The following is a 12,155-nucleotide window of genomic DNA, read 5'->3' as shown; positions in this document are numbered from 1 at the left end:
TGGCTTCCTCCCAAAAACCGCTACGAGCACATCCATGTGGGCTTGACTGCGGCCATCCTTGGCCGCAGACATTTTTGGGAGGAAGCCACCACCGCTCTCTGCAAAGCTCGGCACAGCATGCAATATTATTTTCAACGCATTTGACCCGGCTTCAGGTTTAAACAGCCAAATCATCAAATTGCTACCAATCACTTGTTTTTATATTTTCGGGCAGCACATAGTTTGAATAGGGGCTCCTGCTCCGCCCCGAAAGCACCAAAGCCAGCCATACGTACTCCCGTAAAGTAAACGAGAGTAAAACGGAGAAAATTTGAACACCAACGATTCCAGACAATTCGATCTACACCCGGCAGACCAGCGCAGGCTCACCACCCTGTGCGGACAGTTTGATGAGAATTTGAAACACATCGAACGGCGCCTGCTAGTATCCGTCACCCGCCGAGGCCATCACTTCCGGGTTGAAGGTGCTACTGAAAACGTCGCCGCTGCTGTGGAAGTGATCAGACACCTCTACCGGGAAACCGAGGCGACCGACGATATTTCTCCGGATACCGTGCACCTGTACATCCGGGAAACCGGGCTTGAGAGACTGCCAGAAGAGATTCCGTTCGACGGCTCAGTCACCCTCATCAAAACCCCGAAGCTCACAGCCAAACCTCGCGGTGGGAATCAGCAGAAGTATGTGCACAGCATTCGCTCCCACGACATTAACTTTGGTATTGGGCCCGCCGGTACAGGTAAAACCTGGCTTGCCGTAGCCTGCGCAGTAGAAGCCCTGAAAGACGAGCAAGTGAAGCGGATTCTTCTGGTTCGCCCGGCGGTTGAAGCGGGCGAGAAGCTCGGCTTTCTGCCCGGCGATCTCGCGCAAAAGGTGGACCCGTACCTACGCCCGCTGTACGACGCACTTTATGAAATGCTCGGGTTTGAGAATGTCACACGGCTGATAGAGAAAAGCGTGATCGAGATTGCACCACTGGCCTTCATGCGTGGCCGCACCCTGAACAACTCGTTTATCATTCTCGATGAAAGCCAGAACACCACTCGCGAGCAGATGAAAATGTTCCTGACGCGAATTGGATTTGGTTCCACAGCCGTGATTACTGGCGATACCACACAAGTGGATTTGCCCCGCGGCCAGAACTCAGGGCTGATTCATGCCGCAGGCGTTTTGAGAAACGTTACCGGCATCAGCTTTACGCGCTTTGAAGCCAAAGATGTTGTCCGCCACCCACTGGTTCAGCGGATCGTGGAAGCTTACGATTCACTTGATGAAGGCAACAGCAAAGGGAGCCACCGTACACAGTGAACGAGCTGACGGTTGATTTCCAAAACGTGTTCGATGGGCCCGGTGTACCTAAGGAATCCCGGTTTCAGGCATGGGCTCAGGCCGCCTGGCTGGGGGAGCAGCCATCCGAGGTCACGATTCGTATTGTCGATACCGAGGAAAGCCAGGCACTGAACCACCAGTATCGGGGAAAGGACAAACCCACGAATGTGTTGTCCTTTCCATTTGAAGCGCCAGCCGGTATAACGGTGCCATTAGCAGGAGATCTCGTTATTTGCGCCCCGGTCGTTGAAAATGAGGCCCTGGAGCAACACAAAGAACCGTCTACCCACTGGGCTCACATGGTGGTACACGGCATGTTGCACCTTCAAGGCTATGACCATATTGACGACGAAGACGCAGAGGCCATGGAGGCCCTGGAAATTCGATTGCTGGCGCAGTTTGGGTTCGGCAATCCCTACGAAGCAGAGGAAACGGTAAAAGACTCATGAGCGACGACCAGTCGAGTCACAGTCAAGGCTCAAGCAAGTCTTGGCTGGAGCGTATATCACATGCTTTCTCCAGCGAGCCAGAATCTATCGAGGACGTGCTGGAAATCTTAAGAAGTGCCGAATCTGAGGGCATAATCGACGTAGATGCCATGAGCATCATCGAAGGCGCCATGCAAGTGGTAGACATGCGGGTGGATGAGATCATGATCCCACGCTCCCAGATGGTCACCGTTCGCGCATCTCAGGATCCGAAAGAATATCTGGGTGAAATCATCCGATCTGCACACAGCCGCTTTCCTGTGATTGGCGACAGCCAGGATGATGTCATTGGTGTTCTTCTCGCCAAAGATCTTCTGCCGCTGGCCCTTGATGATGATATGGACTGGTCTCATGTTCGCGAGCTTCTTCGCCCGCCTACGTTTGTCCCGGAAAGTAAGCGCCTGAACCAGTTGCTTAAACAGTTCAAGGAAAACCGTAATCACATGGCTATCGTCGTGGATGAATACGGTGGCACAGCAGGCCTGGTAACCATTGAAGACGTACTCGAGCAGATCGTCGGGGAAATTGAAGACGAACACGATTTCGACGAAGAGACCCATATCAAAGCCAGAGGGGATGGCTCCCATGCCGTGAAGGCAGTAACGCCAGTCGACGATTTCAATGAATTTTTTAGCACAGGTTTCGATGAAGAAGAGTTCGATACCATTGGCGGCGTCGTTCTAAAGGAATTCGGTCACCTGCCCAGACGAGGCGAAACGGTTGAATTTGGCGGCTTGCGCTTTACCATAGCCAACGCCGATAACCGTGTCATCCGTCTGTTACAGGTAACCCGTAGTGAGCCATGAGCATTTAACACCCTCTACTGCCCCAGCACTGTCATTGCTTTCCAACCGCTGGTTTAGCGCGGCAACCCTTTTGGTTGCCGGCGCGTTGCAAACGCTGACCTTCTCGCCTTTCCACTTCTGGTGGCTCGGGCCAATTTCCGCATTTCTGATTTTGCTGGCCTGCATTCCACTGCCGGCCAAACAGCTTTTCTTTGCGGGGTTACTGGTGGGCTTGGGCCTGTTTGGCTCGGGTGCCACTTGGGTTTACATCAGCATCAGCGAATTCGGCAACACCTCCATACCGGTTTCAGTTTTGCTCACTGCTGCCTTTGTGGCAGTGCTGGCTCTTTTTCCAGGTATCGCATTCTGGTTTTGGGGTAAGCTGGCGAAGGTCAGTGCCATACGGCGCCTCATTCTGTTCCCCGCTATCTGGATTCTTGGGGACTGGCTTCGCGGATGGCTGCTAACTGGCTTCCCATGGCTCTATCTTGGCACTGCCCATACTGATGGACCTCTGGCAGGGCTGGCGCCGATAATAGGTGTTCACGGCCTTACCTTTTTGATCACTGCCAGCGGCGCCGCTATTTTTGCTGCAGGCTGGCTATTAACCAGGCAGCGCCATACCAGCGCCGGCATTGTTGCTGTTGTAACGCTGATCCCGTGGCTGACAGCCCCGTCACTGAACCGGGTTGACTGGACAGACATCAGCACAGAACCAACATCTGTGGCGGCCATGCAGGGCAATATCCCGCAGTTGATCAAGTGGGACCCGGAATTTTTGAAAGACCAGATTGTGGCTTACTTAGGTATGACTGAGCCCTACTGGGATACCGATCTGATTCTTTGGCCGGAGACGGCAATCCCCATTCCTCAGGATCAAGCAGGGAAGATTATTGATCATATTGAGGGCAACCTCGGTGACAATAGCACGCTGATAACAGGTATTCCCTGGTATGGTTTCAGCGAGCGCGCGGACGGCTTCACTTACCACAACAGCATTATGGCCATGGGCAATGGCGAGGGCATTTATCACAAGCAGAAGCTTGTGCCCTTTGGGGAGTATGTTCCCCTTGAGGGTGTTCTTCGGGGGCTGATCGGCTTTTTTGATTTGCCCATGTCGAGCTTTACCCGTGGCCCGAAGAACCAGTCCCCTCTGAACGCCAATGGCACAAAGGTGATGCCATTTATTTGTTATGAAGTAGCCTACCCGGACTTTCTTGCTCGCAATGCGGTGAATTCGGATTTGTTGCTGACGATCAGTAACGATGGTTGGTTCGGGGATTCTGTGGGGCCGTTGCAGCATTTGCAGATTGCGCGCATGCGGGCTTTGGAAACCGGACGTTATATGATTCGCGGGACCAACAATGGGGTTACGGCGATTATTGATCACAAGGGGCAGATTACGGCGCGCATTCCGCAGTTTGAGCGGGCGGTTCTGACTGGTGAGGTGTTCAAGGCCAGTGGTAGCACGCCGTACATGGTTGCGGCTTCCTGGCCGGTTCTGACGCTGGCGTTGATTTTAATTGTGTTTGTGCGGGAGAGGGTTATTCCTAAGAACTGACTGCACTTTGGCGAAAGCGGCCGTGGCAGGGACGGTGTTCAAAACACGCTGTAAATACCTCCCTGTACGCTCGGCTCCGCCATCCATGGCTCCGCACGGTTTTGAACACCGTCCCTGCCACGACCACCCGAACTCTGGAGGAGTCTTCCCCAACAGCTCACCCAAGAGCCTCGAATCAGCTCTCTTTTCTCGGCCAGTGACTGGTAACCCGCTTGTAGTATTGCGAACCACAGGCTTCACAGGGTTCCAGATGGCTGGTCGATGTGAGGCACAGCATGTGCTCACAATTCAAGCACTGGAACATGCCTGCAGTTGCTACTTCACCCGCAATGTATTGCCCCGCTTCACGGCTTTCGAGTTTCTGTCGCAGTGCCAAGGTATCTACCAATGTTTGGTCGGCAACCGACAACAAGCGCTCGGTCAATTGCTGTTCCAGCAATGACATATCGAGCTGCAACCATTCCGCAAGCCCCTCGCCTGTTTCATCTACAAAGCTCAGGAGATGCTCCAGATCTCTCTGAAGGTAGGTGCCAAGGAGGCTTATCTCGTCCTTGGTCATTTCCTCCAGTTCTTGCTCAACCTCAATTGCCTTCTCCACCTCCTCTTCCAGGGTATCCAGTGAGGTTTCCTGTATTGCCTTTAAACGGGTCTGCACCCGCTCGAGCATGCGGTCGTATACCTCGAGAGCTTTTCCTGAGAGGTGGTTTCTTTCCGGCGCTGTCATCACGTTTTCCTTTTATGGATGCCATAAGCTCATTGTGGGCCATCGCCTGCAGCCCGACAAGCATGTGGCCGGAACAGCTCCCGGGATCGTGCGGAGCCATGGATGGCGGAGCCGAGCCTACATGGACGTACTTGCGGCGTATCCTGGGAGCTGTTCCGGCCACATGCGACAGCTCCAAGGCTCTAGGCCATACCATGACGGACTACCTGTTACGCCTTGTGTGCGTTAGAATGTCCGGCCGCTCCGCACATCATTTTGATACAGGGTAACTTTGGTAATGGCAGGTATGGACGAGCACTACAATCCCCGTGACGTTGAACACAATGCGCGCACCTTCTGGGACGAGAACAAAACCTTTGAAGTCAGGGAAGATCCGGACAAACCCAAATACTACTGCCTGTCCATGTTCCCCTACCCCAGCGGCAAGCTGCACATGGGGCACGTACGCAACTACACCATCGGCGACGTAATTTCCCGCTACCAGCGCATGCAAGGCAAGAACGTTATGCAGCCCATGGGCTGGGACGCGTTTGGTCTCCCTGCAGAGAACGCAGCCATTGCCAACAAGACGGCACCGGCCAAGTGGACTTACGCCAACATCGAATACATGAAGAACCAGCTCAAACAGCTGGGCTTTGGCTACGACTGGAGCCGCGAACTGGCGACCTGCAAGCCGGATTATTATCGCTGGGAACAGTGGTTCTTCGCTCGCCTTTACGAAAAAGGCCTGGTGTACAAGAAAATGTCCACCGTGAATTGGGACCCGGTGGATCAGACCGTTCTCGCCAACGAGCAGGTGGTTGATGGTCGCGGTTGGCGCTCCGGTGCGCTGGTGGAAAAGAAAGCCATACCCCAGTGGTTTATCCGCATTACCGATTATGCCGAAGAACTGCTGAACGACATGGACGATATGGATGGCTGGCCCGAACAGGTCAAGACCATGCAGCGAAACTGGATCGGCAAGTCTGTTGGCACTGAGCTTACCTTCCCGCTAAAAGACGGCGACGAAGGTTTGACGGTATACACCACCCGCCCGGACACCCTGATGGGGGTCACCTACATGGCGATCGCCGCTGAGCACCCGCTCGCAAAAGCAGCTGCTGAGCGTCATCCGGACGTTGCACGTTTTGTGGATGAGTGTCGCAACAGCAAGACTGCAGAAGCCGATATGGCGACCATGGAGAAAAAGGGTATAGACACAGGTTTCAAGGTCGTGCACCCCCTGACCCAGGAAGATATTCCAGTGTGGGTGGCCAACTTTGTGCTCACTGATTATGGTACCGGCGCCCTGATGGCCGTACCTGGCCACGACGAGCGTGACCATGAGTTTGCACTGAAGTATCGCCTGCCAATCAAGCAGGTTATTTCCGCAAGTGACAAACCTGACATTGATGTACAGGAACAGGCATTCACGGAAAAAGGCGTGCTCGTGTCCTCGGGTAAATACAGCGGGTTGACCAGTGATGAGGCCTTCGAGGCCATTGCGGATCATCTCGAACAGACGGGGATCGGCAAGCGTACCATCAACTACCGTCTACGCGACTGGGGCGTATCGCGCCAGCGCTACTGGGGGGCGCCTATTCCCATGGTTACACTGGCGGACGGCTCCCAGCACCCGGTTCCGGACGACCAGTTGCCTGTCCGGCTACCCGAAGACGTCGAAATGACCGGCGTACAATCTCCGATCAAAGCAGATCCCGAATGGGCCAAAACCAGTTTTGAAGGCCAGCCGGCCACCCGCGAAACCGACACTTTTGACACCTTCATGGAGTCGTCCTGGTATTACGCCCGCTTCTGCAGCCCGAATTACGATAAAGGCATGCTGGACCCGGCTGCGGCAAACTACTGGCTGCCGGTCGATCAATATATCGGCGGTATAGAACACGCCATCCTTCACCTGCTGTACGCGCGTTTCTTCCACAAGCTCCTGCGGGATGTTGGCCTGGTAAACAGTTCAGAGCCTTTCAAGCGGTTGCTGACCCAAGGTATGGTGTTGGCAGACACTTACTATCGTGAAGACGATAAGGGCGGCAAGATCTGGATTGCCCCGGCAGACGTCGTTGTAGAACGGGATGACAAAGGCCACGCCATTGGCGCGGTACACAAGGAAGATGGACAACCTGTTATCGCCGGTGGCGTAACCAAGATGTCCAAATCGAAGAACAACGGCATCGACCCACAATCCATTATTGATGCCCATGGCGCTGACACAGTCCGCCTTTTCATGATGTTTGCAGCTCCGCCTGAACAGTCTCTTGAGTGGTCAGACAGCGCTGTAGATGGCGCTCACCGTTTCCTCAAGCGCCTATGGCGCCTGGTGAACGAACAAGTTGCAGGTGGGGCCGCGCCTGCAATGGACCTGAGCGCCCTGAATGACGCCCAGAAAGACTTGCGCCGCAAAACCCATGAAACCATTACCAAGGTGAGCGACGATATCAGCCGCCGCCTGACGTTTAACACCGCTATCGCGGCAGTGATGGAACTGCTTAACGATGTTAGCCGTCTCAACAATGACGAGCCACAAACCCGCGCTGTTCGTCAGGAAGCCCTGGAAGCAGCCGTGGTGATGCTGGCGCCGATCGTGCCTCATGTCTGCCACACCCTTTGGTACGCGTTGGGCCACAGCAATCCGGTTGTTGATGCGCCCTGGCCGGTCGCCGATGAATCGGCCATGGTTCGCAGCCAGATTCAGGTGGTACTGCAGGTTAACGGAAAAGTACGCGCCAAAATCGACGTGCCCGCAGACATCAACTCGGCTGATCTGGAAACCGAGGCACTAAACAACGAAAATGTTATTCGTTTTATCGAAGGCGCGACAGTTCGCAAGGTTATTGTTGTGCCAGGCAAGCTAGTCAACGTGGTCGCTAATTGACATGAGGCTCCGCACCCTGCAGCCAGACACTATCAAGCTGATTGCCACACTCGTTGTGGCTACCAGCCTGAGTGCCTGTGGCTTTCATCTGCGGGGTGCTCCGCCAGTTTCATCAGCGCTAGAGCCTCTTGAACTGGTTTGCCAAACGCCGGTGCCTACCTCGCTTTGTCAGTCTGTACGGGAGCAGCTTGAACTGGGCGGAGTGGAACTCGCGACAGAGCAGAACGCAAATTACCGGCTCAGAATCCGTGACTTTGCGCAGGACCGCCGCGCCACAGCAATCACCGTTCAGGCCGCAGCTGCAGAATATACCCTCAGGCAGTCCGTCGACCTCGAATTGGTCAGCAAAGACGGCATTCCGATCATCGCCAGTACTCGGCTCACAACGACTGAGAGTTACAGGTACGACGAAACGAACGTGCTTGCCAAACAGCGAGAGGAGGAAAACCTGCAGCAACAGCTGAGCGATCGTTTGGCTCAACAGATTATTTTCCGCCTTGCGCCGATTACCGAAAAGCGGCTACAGGAAATTCGGAGTAATCATCAGAGCACCGATACTCCGCCCGACTCGCAATCTGCCAAACCATGAAAACCAATCCGGGCCAACTACCACAATTGCTCCAGAAAGGCCTGGCACCGGTTTATCTGGTTTCCGGAGACGAGCCCTTGCTGGTACAGGAATGTTGTGATCAGATCCGAAGTGCAGCCAAAGAAGCCGGCTTCATCGATCGCCTGACCTTCCACGCTGACCAGCAACTCGACTGGAACATGGTAGCCGATGAATTCAGTGCCATGTCACTGTTCTCTGATCGGCGTCGAATCGAAATTCGACTGCCCACGGGAAAGCTGGGAGATGGCCGCGCGGTTCTGGAACAGGTTCTTGCTCAGCCGCCCGAAGATATTATCGTCCTGCTGATCAGCACCCGCCTGGACGCCGCAGAAACCCGGCGAAAATGGTACAAAGAACTTCAATCCACAGGAGTCCATGTGCCGGTATGGCCAGTGGACGCCGACAAGTTCCCGGGATGGCTGCAGCAGCGAGCAAAAAAACAGGGGCTGAGCCTGACCCGCGGAGCCCTTTCAATGCTGGCGGAAAGGCTCGAGGGTAACCTGCTAGCCGCCAGTCAGGAGCTCGACCGGCTAGCCCTCCTGACCAATGGCGACACTATTGATGAAGAAACAATAGAACGAGCCGTTCAGGACAGCTCCCGCTTTAACGGATTTGAACTGGTAACCGAACTCCTCACTGGCCGCGCCGCCCACGCTGGCAAGGTAATCGGTGTTCTGCAGCAGGAAGGCGAAAACCCTCTGGGCCTGCTGGCGGTATTGACTCGCGACCTCAACCTGCTGCTCGAATTGAAGACCGGTGAGAACCGATCTGAAACCCCCTCATCGTTCTTTAAGAAGCGTGGCGTATTTCAGCCACAGCGAGCCCGGGCGTTGGAGCAGGCAGCCAGACGATTAAATCCCTTGCAGTTGCATGAAGCCCTGAAACTATGTAGCCAGATCGATCGCGCTGCAAAAGGCTATGACGAACTTTCCCCTTGGCATTACCTGCGCGACATGTCTGCACTTTTGAGCGCCAGAGCCTGATGGACACGTAAGTACATCTCGGCGATCAAGACACCAAAGAACTCGCCAACCCCCCCTGAAAGTGTTAAGCCGTTAACACATGGCTACAATTGTTTACGGTAAGGCCCCTTGTGCTAAAGGCAGTTATGTCATAATCCTATATAAGTGAGCTGAGCGTCATAAATTTTACAAAAACACGCTTACAGACACTGCGAGGTATGAATGATATATGAAAAAGATTTTTCTTCTTCTTAGCACATCCGTGCTCCTGCTGACCGCAACCTTCGTTATTGGTCAGAACACCCGCTTCAGTGACCCGAAGACCGTCATTGAGGAACAATTCTGGGGTAATTTGTACGCAGATGGCGGCAAATCATTCTTCTGCGACGAGCAGTTCGCCACCAAAGGTTTTATGCTCACTCAGGGCTATATATACCCGCTCGCAGATATACGGAACGCTTTGTCTTGCGGTACAACTCGCCAATGCGAACAAGATAACCGATACCGACAGATTGCCTCCGACCTTCACAACATGATTCCCGTGCGCAACCGCACAGAACTCCGGCGCCGCAATGCCCGCTACGAGGAACTGGGCGCATTGATCAAGGCAGATGATTGTGGCATTCGGGAAAGCAGCATCCTCTTTGAGCCACCTCCAAAAGTGAAAGGCGATGTCGCTCGGAGCATGGGTTACATGGTTGGCACCTACGGCCTTCCCTGGTTAGGATCGCCCCAGGTATTTCAAGGCTGGAACCGATCCGACCCACCGGATGACAGGGAACTCTCCCGGCATAAGCGGGTGGCAGAGATTCAGGGTAATGAGAATCCTTATATTACCGACCCAAGCCGAATGGAGCGCCTATAAAAAAAGCAGGCCCTGGGGCCTGCTTTTTTTATTCACCGGAAGGCGCTCACCTAAAGTGGCGCCTCATCTTCTTGCCATCAGCAATCAGAACTCATCGGCGGTATGCGCCATCATAGAGTCACTTCCGCTGCGAATACTTTCCGCAAGAGAAACAGTCTTCGGCAACAGACGATCATAATAGAAGCGCGCAGTTTTCAGCTTGCCACTATAAAAGCCGGACGTGTCATCGCTGGCTTTCGGCGCTGCGGCCTTCACAATACGCGCCCACATATAACCCACAGCAGTCATCCCGAACAGGTCGAGATAGTCAACAGAGGCAGCGCCAACGGCGTCAGGATTATCTGATGCCTGCTTGATGACGTGCTCAGTTACGTCAGACAAACGCTCGAACGCCGCTGCAAGTGGTTCCAGATAAAGGCGCAGACTTTCCTCACCACTGTTCTCTTCGATGAAGCTGGCCACATCTTCTGCAAACAGTTCATAGAGCTTACCCTGGCTACCAACCACCTTACGACCCATCAGGTCTAGTGCCTGGATACCGTTAGTGCCTTCGTAGATCTGGGTAATCCGGCAGTCACGAACCAATTGCTCCTGACCCCATTCACGAATAAAGCCATGCCCACCAAATACTTGCTGGCCCAGGATACAGGCTTCCAGACCACGGTCGGTCAGGAACGCTTTTGCAACCGGAGTCAGCAGGGCAACCATACCCTCTGCATGCTTGCGACGATCTACTTCTGCAGCATCGGCATACTTGGAAATGTCCAGCCACTGCGCCACGTAGGTAGAAAAAGCACGGCCGCCTTCAACATAGCTTTTCATGGTGAGCAACATGCGCCGCACGTCCGGATGTACCAGAATCGGGTCTGCTGCTTTTTCCGGCTGCTGTGCTCCGGTAGGTGCGCGGCTCTGGATGCGATCCTTGGCATATTCCACAGCGTTCTGCAGGGAAGCTTCCGCTGCACCAATACCCTGGATGCCCACGCCCAAACGCTCGTAGTTCATCATGGTGAACATGGCGTTCAGACCTTTGTTCTCCTCACCTACAAGCCAGCCTTTTGCTCCGTCATAGTTCATCACGCAGGTTGCGGAGGCTTTGATACCCATCTTCTTCTCGATGGAGCCACAGCTGAAGCTGTTGCGCTCACCCAAGGAACCGTCGTCGTTCACCATGAACTTGGGAACCAACAGCAGGGAAATACCCTTTGGACCTTTTGGGGCGCCCGGCAGCTTCGCCAGTACCAGGTGAATGATATTCTCCGCCATGTCGTGCTCGCCCCAAGTAATAAAGATCTTGGTGCCAGTCACATTAAACGAACCGTCGTCGTTCGGTTCAGCTTTGGTTCGAATAATGCCGAGATCGGTTCCTGCGTGAGGCTCTGTGAGGTCCATGGCGCCCGCCCATACACCTGAATACATATTGGGCAAGTACTTTTCTTTCAGCTCCTGACTGCCGTGTGCATCCAGCGCAAGGCAAGCCCCCGCTGTCAGCATAGGTGCCAAGCCGAAGGACATGTTAGCGCCCTGCATCATTTCCTCAAACTGTGCCACCAGAGTTTTAGGCATGCCCATGCCACCAAACTCAGGATTGCCACCAAGGCCATTCCAGCCACCTTCAACGATTGTCTGGTAGGCTTCTTTAAAGCCATCCGGCGAGGTCACTTCACCGTCATTCCACTGGCTGCCCTGCTCATCTGCTTCACGATTCAGAGGAGCAAGTACGCCGCTGGTGATTTTTCCGGCTTCTTCCAGAATCGCATCGGCGGTGTCCGGATCTACGTTCTCAGCAACTTTGGGCAGGGATGCCCAGAGTGCAGGTGCGTCAAAAACTTCGTTCAGAATAAATCGCATGTCGCGCAAAGGCGCCTGATAATCGGCCATGTAAACTCTCCAGGTTCCACAAAAAATCTGGCAGGTATTCTACCTTAAAACCACCTGCAACTCATGAAAAAAGCCCGGCT

General features: G+C 54.2%; 10 protein-coding genes. 8 read left to right on the top strand and 2 right to left on the bottom strand.

Features of this window, described 5'->3' with window-relative positions; translation table 11 throughout:
* Window positions 1-310 precede the first annotated feature (310 nt).
* From RG807_RS12755 to lnt, 4 genes are read left to right on the top strand one after another with little or no spacing between them, the layout of a single operon-like run.
* Window positions 311-1,306 (top strand): PhoH family protein, encoded by a 996-nt coding sequence (locus RG807_RS12755; RefSeq protein WP_309045219.1) that lies wholly within the window; start codon window positions 311-313, stop codon window positions 1,304-1,306.
* Window positions 1,303-1,776, top strand: a complete 474-nt coding sequence (gene ybeY / locus RG807_RS12750) for an rRNA maturation RNase YbeY (RefSeq protein ID WP_309045218.1) — start codon at window positions 1,303-1,305, stop codon at window positions 1,774-1,776. Before RG807_RS12755 ends, ybeY begins: the two co-directional genes overlap by 4 nt.
* Window positions 1,773-2,621: a CorC family transporter gene (locus tag RG807_RS12745; protein WP_298448303.1), complete on the top strand. Its 849-nt coding sequence runs from the start codon at window positions 1,773-1,775 to the stop codon at window positions 2,619-2,621. Before ybeY ends, RG807_RS12745 begins: the two co-directional genes overlap by 4 nt.
* On the top strand, window positions 2,611-4,161 hold the full coding sequence (gene lnt, locus RG807_RS12740) for an apolipoprotein N-acyltransferase (RefSeq protein WP_309045217.1): 1,551 nt from the start codon (window positions 2,611-2,613) through the stop codon (window positions 4,159-4,161). The genes RG807_RS12745 and lnt overlap by 11 nt, the downstream gene beginning before the upstream one ends.
* Before the next feature lie 175 nt (window positions 4,162-4,336).
* On the opposite strand, the gene RG807_RS12735 is transcribed toward lnt, so the two are convergent.
* Entirely contained in the window at window positions 4,337-4,885 is a 549-nt protein-coding gene (locus tag RG807_RS12735) for a zinc ribbon-containing protein (RefSeq protein WP_309045216.1), read from the bottom strand.
* A gap of 286 nt (window positions 4,886-5,171) precedes the next feature.
* On the opposite strand from RG807_RS12735, the gene leuS reads away from it, so the two are divergent.
* The 4 genes from leuS to RG807_RS12715 all read left to right on the top strand — a co-directional run bounded on the left by leuS (window position 5,172) and on the right by RG807_RS12715 (window position 10,194).
* The gene (leuS, locus tag RG807_RS12730) at window positions 5,172-7,757 is read left to right on the top strand and encodes a leucine--tRNA ligase (protein WP_309045222.1); all 2,586 of its coding nucleotides are present in this window, start codon (window positions 5,172-5,174) and stop codon (window positions 7,755-7,757) included.
* 1 nt (window position 7,758) lies between these two features.
* On the top strand, window positions 7,759-8,346 hold the full coding sequence (locus tag RG807_RS12725) for an LPS-assembly lipoprotein LptE (protein WP_309045215.1): 588 nt from the start codon (window positions 7,759-7,761) through the stop codon (window positions 8,344-8,346).
* On the top strand, window positions 8,343-9,350 hold the full coding sequence (gene holA, locus RG807_RS12720; protein ID WP_309045214.1) for a DNA polymerase III subunit delta: 1,008 nt from the start codon (window positions 8,343-8,345) through the stop codon (window positions 9,348-9,350). The genes RG807_RS12725 and holA overlap by 4 nt, the downstream gene beginning before the upstream one ends.
* Window positions 9,351-9,558: 208 nt before the next feature.
* The gene (locus RG807_RS12715) at window positions 9,559-10,194 is read left to right on the top strand and encodes an endonuclease (RefSeq protein ID WP_309045213.1); all 636 of its coding nucleotides are present in this window, start codon (window positions 9,559-9,561) and stop codon (window positions 10,192-10,194) included.
* 84 nt (window positions 10,195-10,278) lie between these two features.
* Here RG807_RS12715 and RG807_RS12710 read toward each other — a convergent pair whose 3' ends face one another.
* Window positions 10,279-12,075, bottom strand: coding sequence for an acyl-CoA dehydrogenase C-terminal domain-containing protein (locus RG807_RS12710; RefSeq protein ID WP_309045212.1), 1,797 nt, complete (start codon window positions 12,073-12,075; stop codon window positions 10,279-10,281).
* Window positions 12,076-12,155 lie beyond the last annotated feature (80 nt).

Origin of the sequence: Marinobacter sediminicola (genome assembly GCF_031157525.1) — a bacterium.
Classification (GTDB): Bacteria; Pseudomonadota; Gammaproteobacteria; order Pseudomonadales; family Oleiphilaceae; genus Marinobacter; species Marinobacter sediminicola.
Note: the sequence above shows the minus strand (reverse complement) of the source record. Positions and strands in the feature narration are given on the sequence as shown.